Here is a 16,684-nt window from a genome sequence, read left to right on the forward strand (position 1 = left end):
AAGAAGGGAGGTCACTCACCCGCCACCTCCGGCACCACCATCGGCGCCTCGGCATCGGCCATGTCGCGCCGAGAAACGCGCACCGCTTCCTCCGCCGTCGTCACCCCATCGCGCACCAACTGCCGCGCCGCCGCCCCAAGCGTCGGCGCATGCAGGAACGCATGGCGCGCGATCAGTGCCTCGTCGCCGCCATCGTTGATCAGCCGCCGCACCGTCTCGTCGATGCGGATCGCCTCATAGACGCCGACGCGGCCCTTATAGCCCGTCCCCTGGCACTGCTCGCACCCGACCGCCTGATAGACGATCGCGCCGGGCTCGAACCCGAGCAACGCCGCGACCGATACATCCGCGGCGACCGGCCGGCGGCAATGCTCGCACAAGCGCCGCACCAGCCGCTGCGCGATCACCGCGCGCAGCGTCGAGGCGAGCAGGAACGGCTCGACCTTCATGTCGCGCATCCGCGTGATCGCGCCGACCGCGTCGTTGGTGTGGACGGTCGACAGCACGAGATGCCCGGTCAGCGACGCCTGCACCGCGATCTCGGCGGTCTCGCGGTCGCGGATTTCGCCGACCATCACGACGTCGGGATCCTGGCGCAGGATCGCGCGCAGGCCGGCGGCGAAGGTCAGCCCGACCTTGGCGTTGACCTGCGTCTGGCCGACGCCCTCCATCGCATATTCGACCGGATCCTCAACCGTCAGGATATTGCGGCTGCCGTCGTTGAGCAGCCGCATCGAGGCGTAGAGCGTGGTGGTCTTGCCCGAGCCGGTCGGCCCGGTGACGAGGATGATGCCGTTCGGCTCGGTGATCGCTTCCTTGAGCAGCTGGTTGATCGCCGGTGTCATGCCGAGCACATCGAGCGTGATCCCGGCATTCTCCTTGTCGAGGATACGAAGCACAACGCGTTCGCCCGCGCGGCTCGGTAAGGTGGACACGCGGACGTCGAGGAGCTTGCCGCCGAGCGTCAGGCCGATGCGCCCGTCCTGCGGCACGCGTCGCTCGGCGATGTCGAGCCGTGCCATCACTTTCACGCGGCTGACGACCACGGGGGCGACGTGCGGGGGCATGCGAAGTGTCTCGCGCAGCACGCCGTCGATGCGCATGCGGACGACGAGGCCGGTCTCGTACGGCTCGATATGGATGTCCGACACGCCGTTGCGCGCAGCGTCGGCGATGATGCCGTTGATCAGGCGGATCGCGGGCGCATCGTCGGCGGTGTCGAGCAGATCGTCGGCGGTGGGGAGATGGTCGGCGAGCAGGTCGAGCTCGTCGCCGAGGCCGAGCGTGCCGGCGGCCATCGCGGCGGCCTGGCCGTCCATGGCGTAGGCTTCGGAGAGCAAGCGGTCGAATTCGGGCGCCGCGACGAAGGTTACGTCGAAGGGCCGCGCGAGGTGGCGGCGCAGTTCGAGCAGGACCTTGGGGTCCGAGCCTTCGCGCATTGCGACGGTGAGCTGGTCGTGGGTGGGGTCGAGCACGACGCCGAAGCGGCGGGCAAATGCGTAGGGGATGCTATTTGCTCCCCTCCCGCTTGCGGGAGGGGCTGGGGGAGGGCCGTCGAGGTCAAGCGCAGCGTTCGCGGCACGTCCCTCCCCTAGCCCCTCCCGCAAGCGGGAGGGGGATAAGAAGGGAGCGGCGGGCTCATCCCCTGGCATCACCGGTCCCGCTTCGTATGGATCACCGTGCTCGAGCTGCGCTGCACCGGCACCATGATCCGCGGATCCTCGATATTGCCCGGCACCGGCGCGGTCGGGATCGGCGGGGCGGCGCCCATGTAATCGCGGACGAGCTGGTCGATCGACGGCTCGTCATTGGGCATCGCCAGCCCCTGCTGGAGCCGCAGATAGCCGTAGCGCTGCTCGGTCAGCTTGCGGCTGTCCTCGGCGCTGCGCAGGATCGTCGGGCGGATGAAGATCATCAGATTGGTCTTGGTCCGCGACTTCGCCTTCGAGCGGAACAGATTGCCCAGCCCGGGGATGTCCCCGAGCAGCGGGATCTTCTCGATCGTCCGCCGCTCGTTATCGTCGAGCAGCCCGCTGATCACCGCGATATCGCCATCGTCGACGGTCCGGACGGTCTCGACCTCGCGCTTGTTGAGAATGAGGTCGGCATTGCTGCTCGATACCGGCCCGGCGATCGAGCTGACCTCGAGCCGCAGGTTGAGCTTGACCGTCCCCGAGGAATTGACCTGCGGGCGGACCGTCAGCTCGATCCCGACGTTTTCACGCTGCGTCGTCTGGAAGGCATTGTCGAAATTGGTCGAGAGCGCGCGTCCGGTCGTGATCGGGATTTCCTGGCCGACCAGGCTGTGCGCCTCCTGATTGTCGAGCATCACCAGATGCGGGACCTGCAGAAGGTTCGACGTGGTGTCGCTCTTCAGCGCATTGATGATCGAGGCGAACACGGTGCTGCCGATCTTGCCGGCAAATCCGCCGAAGCCGCCGCTCGCGCCGAGGACCGAGCTCAGCGCGCTCTGCGTCAGCGAATCGCTCGCCGCGCTGTTGGTGCTGGTCGTTACGGTCGACCCGTTGATCGTGGTCGTCGTGCTCCCGAGCTGGTTCGCGGCGACCGCACCGGCGATCGTCAGCAAGCTCGGCGCCGCGTTGCTGAAGCTCGACGCCGCGAACACCCCGCCACTCGCGCTGCCCACCGCGAATTGCGCGCCGAGCTGGCTCGACATCGAATCCGAAACCTCGGCGACGATCGCCTCGACCAGCACCTGCTCGCGCCGCGTGTCGAGCTGGCGGACGACGTCGGCGAGCTGGCGCTGCACTTCGGCGGGTGCGGCGATGACGATCGCGTTCGCGCCGACGAAGCGCGTCACCACAGAGGCGGTGCGACCGCCCGAGGTGATCGCGGTCTGGGTCGGGGCGTTGCCGGTCGGTCCGCTATCCTGCTGCACCGCTGGCGTATTGGCGGGACGCGAGACCGAATTCGCGCCGGTGCTGCCGTTCGCCTGACTGTTGCTGCCGAAGTTCGACGCCGACAGCTGCTGATTGGTGATCGGCGACGGCGTCTGGCCGACGAGCTGCTGCAGCACCGGCAGCAATTGCTCGGCATCGGCGTTTTCGAGGAAGATAACCTTGATCTCGGTGCCGTTCTTGGCGCGGCGATCGAGATCCTCGGCGACGGCGGCGAGCCGGGCGACCGATGTGGCATCGCCGCGGATCGCGACCGAGTTCGAGCTGTTGACGGCAACGACGCTGACCGACGCGCCCGCCGCCGCGGGGGCGGCCCCGCCCCCGGCTCCACCCGAGCTTTGGCCGGCGAGCGCCTGCAACGCAGTGGCGATCTCGCGCGCGCCGGCATTTTTCAGCGCGATGATCCGGGTCGATGCGTTGTCGGTGTCGATCCGGCGCAGCACTTCGCGCACGCGGCGGACATTGTCGGCGAAATCGACGATCACGAGGCTGTTGCCGCCGCGGTTCGCGGTGACCGAGCCTTGCGGCGAGATCAGCCCGCGAACCGTATCGACCGCCGATTGCGCATCGATCGAGCGGAGTCGGACGATCTCGGTGATGTAGCTGTTGCTCGTCGCGCCGCGGACGCCGACGCGGCTCGGCTGCGACGCGGCGCTGTCGGTCGGCTGGATGCGGAACGCGCCGTTGGTGGTGGGCACCGCGACCAGCCCGTTGGCGCGCAGCGTCGAGAGGAATATCTCGAAATATTGCGACTTGCTCACCGGGTGATCGGTGACGACGGTCACCTTGCCCGCCACGCGCGCGTCGATGATGAAAGTCCGCCCGGTCACGCGCGCGGCATCGGCGATGAACGCGCGAATGTCCGCATCGCGCACGTTCATCGTCTGTTGCGCCTGTGCGGCGGCGACGAGCGTCATCGCGAGGATGGGCGTCAGGATCAGTTTCTTCATTGCCCCGCAATCGTAATGACGAGTGGTATCGTGTCTTTGCCGCGCTCGACCGAGACGCTCAGCTGTCCGCCCTTGGCATATTGCGCGGCCAGACGCTCTATGTCTTCGGCGCCACCAACAGACTTGCCCGCAATTTGCGTTATGACGTCACCGTCGCGCAAGCCCGCCGCGCGGAACCCCGCGCCCGCGCCCTGCGCGCGCACAGTGAGGCCGCTCACCCGGCCACCGTCGATCCGCGGGATGAAGCCAACGTCGCGGCGCATCTGCGCGAAGCTGACGCCTTGCGGTCCGATCGCGGCGGGTGGCGGCGCGGCGCCGACCGACAGCGCGCCGCCGCCGCCGCCGATCAGCGGTGGCCCGTTCGGCACGGCCTGGACGGGCGCCTGTTCGGTCTGCTGCAGGTACAGATCCTCCGCCGCGCCGCCGCGGTCGATCGTGACATGGTCGAACGCGACCGCCTTGAGCCGCACGCCGGGCATGATCTCCTGCCCGACCCCGACGCTTTGCTGGACGCCATCGGGCCCGGCGATGATCGCCGAGCCGCCGCCCTGCGCCTCGTCGATCCGCACGCCGAACAACGTCAGCTGGAGCGTGGTGACGACCGTCGGCCCCACCGCATCGCCGCCGCTCGCGCGATAGAAGGGATCGAAGCCGCGCAGGATCGCCTCGGGCGAGCCCGCCACCCCGCCTTGCTCGGGCCGCCAGATCCCGACCGGGCCGACCGGAGTCAGCACCGCCCAGACCAGCCGCGCGCTCTGGATCGCCAGCAGCGCGATCAGCGCCAGCTCGAGCGTCGAATAGACCGTCGTAACCGGAAGCCGCCGCAGGAAAGCCCGCGCGCGCGCATCCAAAACCAAGCGCATGTGGACCCATCCCCGATCGCGACGTCCCGTCGGCACCCGTGTTATCGTCACGCAGCGCCGCTGTGAACCGTGTACGTGGCAGGTCGCCGATCGGACGCGCCGCTATCGGCTGGAAAAATCGCAGGACCTTTGGCAAGGCAGGCGGCGTGACCGATGCTCCCGCTCCACCAGCCGCCGCCGCCCGCTTCGGCTCGGGCCTCGATGCGGCGGCGATGACCGCGCATCTGGCGAGCCAGCCCGGCGTCCAGCGCGTGCCGTCGCCCAAGCTCACCTTGTTCGTCCGCCGCGCCTTCCTCGATGCCGAGACCTGCACGGGCTTGCGCGCCGCGGTCGATGCCACGCGCCGCCCCTCGACGGTTTCCGATTTCAACGGCGACCGCGCCTTCCGCACCAGCGAGACGGGCGATCTCGATCCGCTCGACCCGCTGACGATCGCGCTCGATGCGCAGATCGCCGCCTTTACCGGGCTCGACCCGACGCATGGCGAGCCGATCCAGGGGCAACGCTATGCGGTCGGCCAGGAGTTCAAGCCGCACACCGATTATTTCGAGCCGCTCGGGGTCGATTTCGATCGCGATTGCCGGATCGCGGGCAACCGCACCTGGACCGTGATGGTGTATCTGAACGAACCCGAGGCGGGTGGCGCGACGCGCTTCAAGGCGATCGACAAGATCATCCAGCCCGAGACGGGCAAATTGCTCGCCTGGAACAACCGGCGGCCCGATGGGTCGCCCAATCCAGCGAGCCTCCACCACGGCATGAAGGTGCGCGCCGGGAGCAAATACGTCATCACCAAATGGTTTCGCGAGCGCCCGTGGCGCTAGCGCGCCGCACGTAAAAAAGCCGCCCCATCCAAGAGGATCCGGCGGCTTCGATATGGTGGGCGCGGCAAGGATTGAACTTGCGACCCCACCCGTGTGAAGGGTGTGCTCTACCACTGAGCTACGCGCCCGTTGCCCCGCGCGATGCGATGGGGCGAAACGGATAAGGGCGGCCTACCGCCGCCCTGATGCCGGTCTCTTAAAACGAGCCGGCGCCGTTTGTCCAGCGCCGATGCCCGAAAATTCCGATCAGCCGATCAGTTGACCGAATCCTTGAGGCCCTTGCCGGCCTTGAACTTGGGCTGCGACGATGCCTTGATCGTCATCGGCTCGCCGGTGCGCGGGTTACGGCCGGTCGATGCCTTGCGCTTGGAAACCGAGAACGTCCCGAAGCCGACGAGACGCACTTCATCGCCCTTTTTCAGCGCGGCGGATACTGCTTCGAACACGGCTTCGACGGCCTTGCTTGCATCACCCTTGGTCAGACCCGACGTGTCGGCCACCGTCGCGATCAGTTCCTGTTTGTTCATGGCCACGAAACCCCCGTTTGAAAAAATACTCTGAAATGATTCCCAGGCAAAAGCCGGTGGTACAGTAAGGCGGCTCGCATCGGGGCTGTCAAAGCAAAAACACCCCCGCCGTCGGTCAAAACGGCGAGGATGCAGTAATATACGCCGAGCCGAGCTCAGTGGTGGAGTTCACCGCCGATGGCCGGGACACCCGCCGGCGGCTGCGCGGCGAGATCGTCGGCCTCGGTCCAGTCGATCGCGGTGAGCGGCCCCGTCAGCGCAAGGCGCAAGACCTCGTCGACATGCGCCACCGGGATGATCTTGAGACCGTCGCGGATGTTGGCGGGAATGTCCGCCAGATCCTTCTCATTCTCCTGCGGGATAAGCACCGTGGTGATGCCGCCACGCAAGGCCGCGAGCAGCTTCTCCTTGAGGCCCCCGATCGGCAGCACGCGGCCACGCAGCGTGACCTCGCCGGTCATCGCGATGTCGCGGCGTACCGGCACGCCGGTCAGCGTCGAGACGATCGCGGTGACGATACCGATACCCGCCGACGGACCGTCCTTGGGCACCGCGCCTTCGGGCAGATGGATATGGATATCCTTGCGCGCGAAGATGCTCGGCTTGATCCCGTACGAGGGCGAGCGTGCCTTGATGAAGCTGAACGCGGTCTCGATCGATTCCTTCATCACGTCGCCGAGCTTGCCGGTGATCTTGGCCTGGCCGCGCCCGGGCACGGTGACGCTCTCGATCGTCAGCAATTCGCCGCCGACCTCGGTCCAGGCGAGCCCGGTGACCGCACCGATCTGGTTCTCCTCTTCACCCAGGCCGTGACGATACTTCTTCACGCCGGCGAAGTCGGACAGGTTGTCGGGCGTCACGGTGACGCTCGTCGTCTTGCCCTCGAGGATCTGGCGCAACGCCTTGCGCGCCAGCTTGGCGATCTCGCGCTCGAGCGTACGCACACCCGCCTCGCGCGTGTAATATTGGATCAGCGCGCGGAGGCCCTCGGTAGTGAGCGTGAACTCGCCGGCCTTGAGACCATGCGCCTCGATCTGCTTCTCGATCAGATGGCGCTCGGCGATCTCGACCTTCTCGTCCTCGGTATAGCCTTCGAGCCGGATGATCTCCATGCGGTCGAGCAATGCCTGCGGCAGGTTGAGCGTGTTCGCCGTCGTCACGAACATCACGTCCGACAGATCGACGTCGATCTCGAGATAGTGATCCTGGAACTTGGCGTTCTGTTCGGGATCGAGCACCTCGAGCAGCGCCGATGCCGGATCGCCGCGGAAATCCTGGCCGAGCTTGTCGATCTCGTCGAGCAGGAACAGCGGGTTGCTGGTACCGGCCTTTTTGAGGTTCGTCACGATCTTGCCCGGCAGCGAGCCGATATAGGTGCGGCGATGCCCGCGGATCTCGGCTTCGTCACGCACGCCGCCGAGCGACTGGCGGATGAACTCGCGCCCCGTCGCCTTGGCGATCGACTTGCCGAGCGAGGTCTTGCCGACGCCGGGAGGACCGACGAGGCACAGGATCGGCCCCTTCAGCTTGTTGGTACGCGCCTGCACCGCGAGATATTCGATGATCCGGTCCTTGACCTTCTCGAGCGCATAATGGTCCTCGTCGAGCACTGCCTGCGCCGCCGAGATATCCTTGCGGATCTTCGACTTCTTGCCCCACGGGAGACCCAGCAGCACGTCGAGATAATTGCGCACGACGGTCGCCTCGGCGCTCATCGGCGCCATCGTCTTCAGCTTCTTGAGCTCGGCGGTCGCCTTGGTGCGCGCCTCCTTCGAGAGCTTCATCGTCGCGATCTTCTGCGTCAGCTCGGCGATCTCGTCGCCTTCGCCGTCGTCACCCTCGTTGCCGAGTTCGCGCTGGATCGCCTTCAGCTGCTCGTTGAGATAATATTCGCGCTGGGTCTTCTCCATCTGGCGCTTGACCCGCGACTTGATCTTCTTCTCGACCTGCAGGACGCCCAATTCGCCCTCCATGAAGGCGAACACCATCTCGAGCCGCTTGGCCGGATCGCGCTCGATCAGCAGCGCCTGCTTGTCGCTGACCTTGACCTGGATGTTGGCGGCGACCGCGTCGGCGAGTTTCGAGGCGTCCTCAATCTCGCCGAGCTGGACCGCGGTCTCGGCGGGCAGCTTGCGGTTGAGCTTGGCGTAATTCTCGAACTGGTCGATCACCGAGCGCATCAGCGCCGACAGCTCGGTGCTGGCAGCCACGGGCTCGCCGGTCTCGGCCTCGTCGGCCTCGGCTTCGAGCATGTCGACTTCGGCCGAGAGATAGCCATCGCTCTGGACGAGCGAGGTCAGCGCGGCGCGGCGCTTGCCCTCGACCAAAACGCGGACGGTGCCGTCGGGCAGTTTGAGCAGCTGGAGCACGACAGCGGTGACGCCGATCTCGTACAGATCGTCGCGATCGGGATCATCTTCGCTGGGATCGAGCTGCGCGACGAGGAAAATCTCCTTGTCGGCGGCCATTGCGGCTTCCAGGGCTGCGACCGACTTGTCGCGCCCGACGAACAGCGGCACGATCATGTTCGGAAAAACGACGATGTCGCGCAGCGGCAGGACGGGATAAGCCTGAGTGGACGGGGTGGCAGAAGCTTGGGTCATGGATACTCCGAGATCGCGACAAGGCCGCGTGCTTGACCCCTTATATGGGGGGAGTTGCCGATCCATCAATCGCCGAGCGCTTTTGGGCGGAACGATCGCGCTCGCTGCCTCACCTGCGCTGCTCAACGCAGCGCCGCGTGGCGGTGGCGACCCGCTCGCGCGCGCCTTCGCTGCGGCGGGGGGACGCGATCGGCTGGCGCGCGTCCGGGTGGTTGCGTGGAGCGGCACGGCATGGATGATGCTCGGAAAGACGCCGGTCACTCTGCAAGTCGAAAGCCGCATCGAGCCGTTCGCGCGGGCGCGCTCGGACAGCTGGCTCATCAGCGAGACGCGCGACGCCGCACGCACCGTCATGATCGAGCGCGATAGCGCGTTTCTGGTGCAGGGCGGCGCGCAGACCACCCTGCCCGCCGCGCAAGCGCGGTTCGAACGCCAGCGGCTCGGTGCGTTCGCCTATCTGCTGCTCGCCCCGGCGTTCGTGTCGGTGGCGGGTCGCAACCGGCTCAACGCGGCACGCGAGGGCTATCCGCCGATCGCATTGACGCTGGGCCGCGATGGCCAGATCGCCGCGGCCGATTACGTGCTTACGGCGCCCGCCCCCGGCGCGCCCTCGATCCGCCAGCATTTCAGCTTTACCGGCAGCGTGAGCGCACAAGGCGTCCGCTTCCCGCGCGTCACGACGATGCTGCAGGACGGCCGCCCGTCGCTGCGGCTGACGATCACCGATTTCTCCGTGGAACTGAGCCCCGCATGATTCCTTTCCGTATCGCCTTCCTGTGCAGCTGCCTGGCGCTGACTGCCGCCGCTTTGCCCACCAAGGGCGAGCCGCCGCTCACCGCGCAGACGCAGAAATCAGGCGGACCGATCGACCCCGAGCAGGCGAAGCTCGGCTTCGACAGCGCCGATCTGGCGTTCGAGGTGCTGCCCGAGACCGAGACGCTGCGCGGGGTCGCGACGCTGCGCTTCACCGCCAAGGCGCCGCTGACCAAGCTCGTGCTCGATCTCGACCGCAACCTGCCCGTCGATGCGGTCGCTATCGACGGCACGCCGCTCGCGCCCGGCGCATGGCGCAATCCCGAAGGCCAGCTCGTCATCCCGTTGCCCCGGCCGGTCGCGGCGGGCGGGCACGTCACGGCCAGGCTGACCTATGGCGGCACGCCGCACGTCGCTGTCAACGCGCCGTGGGACCCCGGTGTCGTCTGGGCGAAGACGCCGAGCGGCGCGCCGTGGTTCGGCACGACCGCGGAGGGCGCCGGGTGCGACCTGTTCTGGCCGTGCCTCGATTTCCCGACCGGCGAGCCGGGCGTCGTCACGCTCCATATCACCGTGCCCAAGGGGCTGAAGGCGCCGTCGAACGGGGTGCTGCTCGGCGTGGATACGCTCGCCGATGGCCGCACGACGTGGAACTGGCGCGTCAAGCATCCCAACACCTACGGCGTCGCGCTGACGGTCGGGCCGTTCGAGGAGGTCTCGGGCAGCTATAAGAGCCGCTACGGCAACACGATCCCGATGGCCTATTGGTATCTCCCCGGCGAGGAGGCCAAGGCCAAGGCGCTGTTCGCCGAATTCGCGCCGACGCTCGATTTCTTCGAGAGCGAGGTCGGCCCCTACCCGTTCGGCGACGAGAAGCTCGGCGTGGTCGAGACGCCGTACAAGGGCATGGAGCATCAGACGATCAACGCCTACGGCAATGGCTATGCCAAGGCGCCCGAAGGCTTCGACTGGCTGTTCCAGCACGAATTCGCGCATGAATTCTTCGGCAACCAGATGACCGCCGCCAATTGGGACGATTACTGGCTGCACGAGGGCTATGGCAGCTACATGCAGCCGCTCTACGGCCGCTGGCGCGAGGGCGAGGCGCGGTATGCGACGATGCTCTCCGACCAGCGGGGCAAGATCGCCAACCTCCGCCCGGTCATCGCCGGCAAGGTCCGCACCGAGGACGAGGTGTATGAGATCAGCAAGGGCGGGCCCGGCCAGGACATTTATTACAAGGGCTCGTGGATGCTCCACAGCCTGCGCACGCTGATCGGCGACCGCGCGTTTCGCGATGTGACGCGGCTAATCGTCTATGGCCGGCTCGATCCGCGGCCGGGCAATTTCACCCCGCGCTACGCCTCGACCGCCGAGTATGAGCAGATCGTGCGACGCGTGACGGGGAAGGATTATGGCTGGTTCTTCGACGTCTACCTGCGCGAGGCGGCGCTCCCCGAGCTGATCGAGACGCGCAGCACGACCCGCCTCACGCTGCACTGGCAGGCGCCGGGCGGCGGGCGTTTTCCGATGCCGGTCGATGTGCAGGTCGACGGACGGATCGTGCGGGTCGCGATGACCGGCGGCTTCGGCAGCCTCGCGGTGCCGCGCCAGGCGCATATCGTGATCGACCCCAATGCCAAACTGCTGCGCCGCTCGATCGCGATCGAGGCGTATCAGACGTGGCGCGATGCCGCGGCAAAGGCCGCGAAATCGGCGAATTGACAAGGACGTGTCGTAGGCACACAATACAGTCCGGTTGGTAGGGGAGCAGTGATGGCGTTCATCCCATTGGACCCGGTCGGGCTTCCCGGCCTTGCGGCGCTGGCGATCGGTTTCCTCGCCGGGCTGACGACGTTGCTGCTTGCCCGCGCACGCGGGCGGAGCGCCCCGCCAAGCGCCGACTCGGAACGCCGCAATGCCTCGATCGTGTGGATCGTCGTTCAGGGTATCGGCATCGGGCTCGCCGGCTTCGGGCCGATCCACATCGCGCTCGATCCGCTCTCGCCCAAGGCGCTGATCGAGGCGGGCGTCGTGCTTGCGCTGATGCTGGGCGCGGTCTGGCTGTTCGATTCGGCATCGCGCGCGATGGGCCGGAACTGGGCGCTCGTCGCGCGCACGCGCGACGATGGGCAATTGGTCGAAACCGGCCCGTTCGCGCAGATCCGCAACCCGATCTATGTCTCGCTCGCCTGCGTCATGGTCGCGATGGCGATCGCCTATGGGCATACCGCCAATCTGCTCGTTGCAGCGCCGCTCTTCGCGCTCGGTACGTGGATGCGCGTCCGCCACGAAGAGGTCGTGCTGCGCGCGGCGTTCGGTCCGGCGTTCGATCGCTATGCGGCGCGCGTCAAACGCTTCGTGCCCGGCTTGCTCTGACCGCGCCGAACGCGATCAGGCGGGGTCCGCCCAGCGTTCCTGGCGCGCGCGCTTCGCCGCGTAGAGCGCGACATCGGCGCGACGCCACACCGCCGTGAAGCTCTCCAGCGCGGTCTTGCCGTCGTCCGGCTCGGTCATCACCACCCCGACGCTCGCGCTGATCGGCACCACCGCGTCGCCCTGCACCATCGGCGCGTTGAGCGTCACCTCGATCCGCTCAGCCGCCGCGGCCACGCGCTCGGCGCTCGACTCGGGAAGCAGGACGGCGAATTCGTCGCCACCCAGCCGCGCCACATAGTCGGTCGGGCGGACAGCGGCGCGCAGGCGCTGCGCCACCTCGACCAGCACGGCATCGCCGACCGAATGCCCCATACTGTCGTTGACCGCCTTGAAGCGGTCGAGATCGATCGCGACGACGCCCAGCGGCCAGCCCGTGCTCGGCTGACCGAGCCGCTGGTCGAGCCCGCGCCGGTTGAGCAGCCCGGTCAGCGGATCGGTGCCCGCCGCCGTCTCGGCCGCGAGCTGGCGCTCATGGTCCTCCGAAATGTCGATCGTCACGCCGACGATCCGCAGCGGGCTGCCGTCGGGCGCGCGCAGCAGGCGCCGGTCGCAGCGCATCCAGCGCGGCCCGGCGATCGTCTCCAGTTCATATTCGACCGATGTCTCGTCGATCGTCCCGTCGACCAGTGCCTGCACCGATGCCGCGTCGCGCGTGGCCGGAACGATCCGCTCGGCATAATCCTCGAGATCGAGCGAGCCGGCGGTATCGCTCCCCGAAACGAAGCGCTGGAACGACGGCGACATCTCGAAGCGCATCGTCTCGACATCGATATGCCAGAAGCCGCCGCGCACCGCTTCCATCGCCAGCATCAGCCTGGCGGTGACTTCCTGTTGCTCGCGCTCGGCCTTGCGGCGCTCCGACACGTCCTCGATCTGCGCGATGACGCGCACCGGCGTGCCGTCGAGACCGCGCACTGCGGAGACGGCGAGCGTGGTATGGACGATCTCGCCACCCGCCCGCAGATAGCGTTTGTCCATCCGATAGCTGCTGCGCCGACCGGCGAGCAGCTGACGGAACTGGCGATCATCGGCATCGACGTCGTCGGGATGCGTGATCGCGCGGAAATCGGTCCCGACCAATTGCGCGCTCGACATTCCGAGCATCGTCGCAAACGCGCGATTGACGCGCTCCATCCGGCCGTCGGGATTGGTGACCACCATCCCGACCGGGGCATGGTGGAAAGCATCGTCGAACATCCCCTCGGTCTCGACGATCCGAGCCTCGAGATCGCGGCGCACGCTGATGTCGGTGACCAGCAGGACCACGCCGCACACCTGCCCCGTCGCGTCGAGATCGGGGACATAGCTACCCTGGACGTCGCGCGCGTTCGCGCCATCGAACAGCGTATATTCGGCGGTCACGGAGTTTCCCTCCAGCGCCTGCTCGATCAGGCCCCGCACGGTTGGATAATTCGTCTCGCCGACGATCTCGCGGCACGAACTGCCGACGATCTGCGCCGGCGCGAGCCCGCGCCACGCCGCATAGGTCGCATTGGCATAGCGATAGCGCAGATCGGGGCCGAAATACGCGACCAGCCCCGGCAGCATATCGAGCAGCCGGGAGGCCGAGGGCAGCATCAACGGCGAGGGCCATATCGGATCGGCGTCGAACTTGGTCATAAGACCACATAGATCAAGTTTCGTTAACCGATCGTGCGTGTCTTTCCCTTGCCGTCAGGTGGCCACCGCAGCCCAGCCGGATGCGCCGCCTGGCCGGACGCGGTCCGGCCAGGCGGAACCGATCAGAATTCCGCGGTCACGCCCACCGAAAATGTCCGGCCGCTCGTCGTATAGACTTCGGGCCGGTCATAATCGACGCTGGCGAACTGCCGGATCGCGGTATTGGTGAGGTTTATCCCCTCGGCGATCAGCCGCACGCCGGGACGCAGGTTCACATGCGCCTGGAAATCGACGTTGTTGGTGCCCTTGATGCCGTCGCCGGCATTGGCATAGGCGTTGCTGGCGCTGGTCAGATACTGGCTGCGATAGGCGTCGGACACGCGCACGCCCCACACCTTGTTCTCGTAATAGAGCGTCGCGTTCGCCGCCCATTTCGACAGATTGTAGAGCGGCAGGTCGCGCGGGACGCCGCTGAAGAACACCGTCTGATGCCCGTCGAACCACGTCCCGTTGGCGACGACGCCGAGATGCTTGAGCACGCCGGGCAGGAAGGTGAAGTCGTGCTGGAACGCCGCCTCGATCCCCTTGATGTTGGCGCCGGGGCCGTTGATCGGCTGGCTGACGTCGAAGATCGTGTTGGCATCCTCGCCCTGCACCAGCAGCGACAGCGGCAGGCCGGTCTGGCCGTAGGGGATCTGCTGCGTCGAGGAGACGATGAAGCTGTCCATATGCTTGTAGAACAGGCCGAGCGAGGCGAAGCCGGTATGGCCCATATACCATTCGACCCCACCTTCGATCGAGGTCGCCTGATACGGCTTGAGATAGGGATTGCCGAGGCTGAGCGATCCGCCATTGGGGCGCGTCGTGATCGATCCCGCCGCGGCGAGATCGCCGAGCCCGGGGCGGTTGACGTTGCGGCTGGCGCTGAGGCGCACGACGACGTCCTTCGCCACGTCGAGCGCGAGATTGGCCGCAGGCAGGAAGCCGTGGCTGTTGGTCGAGATCGACACCGCTGAAAAGCCGGTCGGCGTCGCAAGATGCCCCGAGGAGATCAGGTCGGTCGAATAATAGCGCAGGCCGGCATTGGCGCGCAGCCGCAGGCCGCCGAGATAGGTGTCGAGATCGAGCTGCCCGAACCCGGCATAGGTCTTTTCATCGACGCGGTAGTCGCTGCCCGCCTGAAGGTTCGCGGCGGTCAGGCTGCGCGGATCGCCGAGATAGCTGTAGATGCCATCGACATTGCCGACGATATATTGCGTCAGCGTGTCGACCCCGACGGTCTGCTTTAGCCCGTTGGGCACGGCGATGTCGGCGGGGACGTTGTGGAACACCTTGTTGACCCAGGTATAGCCGCTGTTGATGAAATGCTTGAACTCGCCGCCCGTCTTGAAGGTCAGCGCAGGCGTCAGCTTGTACGCGCCGTCGAGCTTGGCATTGGCATATTGCGTGGTGATCTTGTTTTCCTGGACGTCGAGCCGCTGCACCGCCCAATTGTTGGGATCGGTGATGTCCTTGCCATAGGTATTGACGGGTATCGTCGGCCGGTCGTCATAGCTGAACGGCGTGTTCTTCAGTTCCATGAAGACCTTGTCGAACACCGGCTGCCCGAAATCCGATTCCTCATAGCCGCCGAGCGCATGGAAGCTCAGCCGGTCGCTGACGTCCCAGCTGGCGTTGACGACACCCTGGTAGAAATCGGTGTGGTTCTTGACGATGTGATGCTCGGAGCGGAGATCGATCCCGGTATAGCTGGCCGCGCGCAGCGTATTGGTCTTGTCGATCACCGCGCTCTGGATCACCTGCGTGCCAGTGATCGAGGTGCCGGTCAGCGCATTGGTGCCCGCGGTGGCGATCGCATAATCGTCGCGATGGTCCTGCAGCCGGCCATACAGACCATCGATATCGAGCTTGAAGCGGCTGCCGGGGTGATATTGCAGCGACGAGGTGATGCCGAGCCGCTTGCGGTCGGTGAACCAGCTCGACGGCGACTGCGCGGTCGGCTGCCACACGCCCGCCAGCAGGTTGGCGCGCGTCGCGGCATCGATATTGGGGCCGATATTGGCGGCGTTGTATTTGGTCAGCCCCCAGCCCCAGTTGCGATAGCCATATTCGTTGTTTTTGATCCGGCTGTAGGCGACCGAGACGAGCGCGCCGAAATCGCCGTGCCGGGTCGAGGCGAGCGCGACGAAGCGCGGGGTGATGCCGCTGGTATTGTCGTTGGTCTGCCCCTTGGCCGAGACGACGAGCTTGGTGCCCGGATAATCGAATGGCCGCGCGCTCGACAACTGGACCGTGCCGGCGATGCCGCCTTCGTCCTGCTCGGCCGAGAACGACTTCTGCACCGCGACGCGGTTGAACAGTTCGGAGGCGAACAGGCTGTAGTCGAATGCGCGCGAGCGGGTCACGCCGCCGCGATTGTCCATCCCCGAGGCGGTGTTGCCGAGCACCTCGATGCCGTTGAGCTGGGTGCGCGTGAAATCGGCGCCGAGCCCGCGCAGCGCGATCTGGCGGCCCTCGCCGCTGTCGCGCGTGATCGTGATGCCGGGGACGCGCTGGAGCGATTCGGCGAGGTTGAGATCGGGAAACGAGGCGATGTCGGTGGCGAGGATGTCGTCCTCGGTGCCAACCGCGCGGCGCTTGAGATCCTGCGCGCGCTGCAGGCTCTGGCGATAGCCCGAGACGATGATGTCGGGGCCGCGGTTTTCCTCTCCTTCGGAAGGCGCCGGCGCAGGCTCGGCGACGGCGCGCGTCTCGACCTTGGTCGCCCGGGCGCGCGTCATGCGCGGCGTCGCGCCCGGCTTGAGCACCGCGACGCTGCCGCGGATCGAGGCGGTCAGGCCGGTGCCCTGGAGCAGCAACGTCAGCGCGTCGCGCACGCTGTGCGTGCCGCTGATGCCCGCGGTGTGCCGTCCCTGTACCGCGGCGGGTGCGACGAGCACCTGGACGCCGGTCGTGCGCGAGAATTCGGAGATCGCGCCGCGCAGATCGGTCGGCGCGATCGCAAACGCCATGCGGCGCTCGAACGCGACCTCGGTGGCGTGCGCCGGCGCGGCGACGGCGGTGGTGACAACGACGGTCGCCAGCCCGGCGAGCAGGATCTTCTTGGAACGGTGCATGTGCTTTCCCCCTACGCGCCAAGCGGCGCCTCGAATGGGAAGACGGGGAAAGGCGGCAATCCGGACAAAAG

General features: G+C 66.8%; 11 protein-coding genes and 1 tRNA gene. 4 read left to right on the top strand and 8 right to left on the bottom strand.

From position 1 onward, the window contains the following. Positions 1–11 precede the first annotated feature (11 nt). From EAH76_RS05775 to EAH76_RS05785, 3 genes are all read right to left on the bottom strand, one after another. The gene (locus EAH76_RS05775; protein WP_241659655.1) at positions 12–1,508 is read right to left on the bottom strand and encodes a GspE/PulE family protein; all 1,497 of its coding nucleotides are present in this window, start codon (positions 1,506–1,508) and stop codon (positions 12–14) included. 143 nt (positions 1,509–1,651) lie between these two features. After that, positions 1,652–3,868, bottom strand: a complete 2,217-nt coding sequence (gene gspD, locus EAH76_RS05780) for a type II secretion system secretin GspD (RefSeq protein WP_140849075.1) — start codon at positions 3,866–3,868, stop codon at positions 1,652–1,654. Then, positions 3,865–4,731 (bottom strand): type II secretion system protein N, encoded by an 867-nt coding sequence (locus EAH76_RS05785; RefSeq protein WP_140849077.1) that lies wholly within the window; start codon positions 4,729–4,731, stop codon positions 3,865–3,867. Before EAH76_RS05785 ends, gspD begins: the two co-directional genes overlap by 4 nt. Before the next feature lie 212 nt (positions 4,732–4,943). Between EAH76_RS05785 and EAH76_RS05790 the strand changes: the two genes are divergently transcribed. Next, positions 4,944–5,555: a prolyl hydroxylase family protein gene (locus EAH76_RS05790; protein WP_140850380.1), complete on the top strand. Its 612-nt coding sequence runs from the start codon at positions 4,944–4,946 to the stop codon at positions 5,553–5,555. 53 nt (positions 5,556–5,608) lie between these two features. Here the strand turns inward: EAH76_RS05790 and EAH76_RS05795 are convergent. The 3 genes from EAH76_RS05795 to lon form a co-directional block, all read right to left on the bottom strand. Beyond that, positions 5,609–5,683, bottom strand: a tRNA-Val gene (locus EAH76_RS05795). A gap of 126 nt (positions 5,684–5,809) precedes the next feature. Further along, on the bottom strand, positions 5,810–6,082 hold the full coding sequence (locus EAH76_RS05800) for an HU family DNA-binding protein (protein WP_133191967.1): 273 nt from the start codon (positions 6,080–6,082) through the stop codon (positions 5,810–5,812). A gap of 155 nt (positions 6,083–6,237) precedes the next feature. Continuing rightward, positions 6,238–8,685, bottom strand: coding sequence for an endopeptidase La (gene lon / locus EAH76_RS05805; RefSeq protein WP_140849079.1), 2,448 nt, complete (start codon positions 8,683–8,685; stop codon positions 6,238–6,240). Positions 8,686–8,767: 82 nt separating this feature from the next. On the opposite strand from lon, the gene EAH76_RS05810 reads away from it, so the two are divergent. Genes EAH76_RS05810 through EAH76_RS05820 form a run of 3 tightly spaced genes read left to right on the top strand, consistent with a single transcriptional unit; the run spans position 8,768 to position 11,817 of the window. Continuing rightward, the gene (locus EAH76_RS05810) at positions 8,768–9,439 is read left to right on the top strand and encodes a hypothetical protein (protein ID WP_140849081.1); all 672 of its coding nucleotides are present in this window, start codon (positions 8,768–8,770) and stop codon (positions 9,437–9,439) included. Then, entirely contained in the window at positions 9,436–11,163 is a 1,728-nt protein-coding gene (locus tag EAH76_RS05815; protein ID WP_140849083.1) for a M1 family metallopeptidase, read from the top strand. The genes EAH76_RS05810 and EAH76_RS05815 overlap by 4 nt, the downstream gene beginning before the upstream one ends. Before the next feature lie 51 nt (positions 11,164–11,214). Next, the gene (locus EAH76_RS05820; protein WP_140849085.1) at positions 11,215–11,817 is read left to right on the top strand and encodes a methyltransferase family protein; all 603 of its coding nucleotides are present in this window, start codon (positions 11,215–11,217) and stop codon (positions 11,815–11,817) included. A 15-nt stretch (positions 11,818–11,832) separates the two neighbouring features. Here EAH76_RS05820 and EAH76_RS05825 read toward each other — a convergent pair whose 3' ends face one another. Continuing rightward, positions 11,833–13,497: a GGDEF and EAL domain-containing protein gene (locus EAH76_RS05825; protein ID WP_140849087.1), complete on the bottom strand. Its 1,665-nt coding sequence runs from the start codon at positions 13,495–13,497 to the stop codon at positions 11,833–11,835. Between the two features lie 122 nt (positions 13,498–13,619). After that, on the bottom strand, positions 13,620–16,613 hold the full coding sequence (locus EAH76_RS05830) for a TonB-dependent receptor (RefSeq protein ID WP_140849089.1): 2,994 nt from the start codon (positions 16,611–16,613) through the stop codon (positions 13,620–13,622). Positions 16,614–16,684 lie beyond the last annotated feature (71 nt).

The sequence above is a fragment of the Sphingomonas glacialis genome, from assembly GCF_006439055.1.
Lineage (GTDB): Bacteria > Pseudomonadota > Alphaproteobacteria > Sphingomonadales > Sphingomonadaceae > Sphingomonas > Sphingomonas glacialis_A.

Coding starts and splice junctions, on each gene's coding strand:
- gspD (WP_140849075.1), bottom strand. CDS start 3,868: ATGAAGAAACTGATCCTGACGCCCATCCTCGCGATGACGCTCGTCGCC.
- EAH76_RS05785 (WP_140849077.1), bottom strand. CDS start 4,731: ATGCGCTTGGTTTTGGATGCGCGCGCGCGGGCTTTCCTGCGGCGGCTT.
- EAH76_RS05790 (WP_140850380.1), top strand. CDS start 4,944: ATGACCGCGCATCTGGCGAGCCAGCCCGGCGTCCAGCGCGTGCCGTCG.
- EAH76_RS05800 (WP_133191967.1), bottom strand. CDS start 6,082: ATGAACAAACAGGAACTGATCGCGACGGTGGCCGACACGTCGGGTCTG.
- lon (WP_140849079.1), bottom strand. CDS start 8,685: ATGACCCAAGCTTCTGCCACCCCGTCCACTCAGGCTTATCCCGTCCTG.
- EAH76_RS05815 (WP_140849083.1), top strand. CDS start 9,436: ATGATTCCTTTCCGTATCGCCTTCCTGTGCAGCTGCCTGGCGCTGACT.
- EAH76_RS05820 (WP_140849085.1), top strand. CDS start 11,215: ATGGCGTTCATCCCATTGGACCCGGTCGGGCTTCCCGGCCTTGCGGCG.
- EAH76_RS05825 (WP_140849087.1), bottom strand. CDS start 13,497: ATGACCAAGTTCGACGCCGATCCGATATGGCCCTCGCCGTTGATGCTG.
- EAH76_RS05830 (WP_140849089.1), bottom strand. CDS start 16,613: ATGCACCGTTCCAAGAAGATCCTGCTCGCCGGGCTGGCGACCGTCGTT.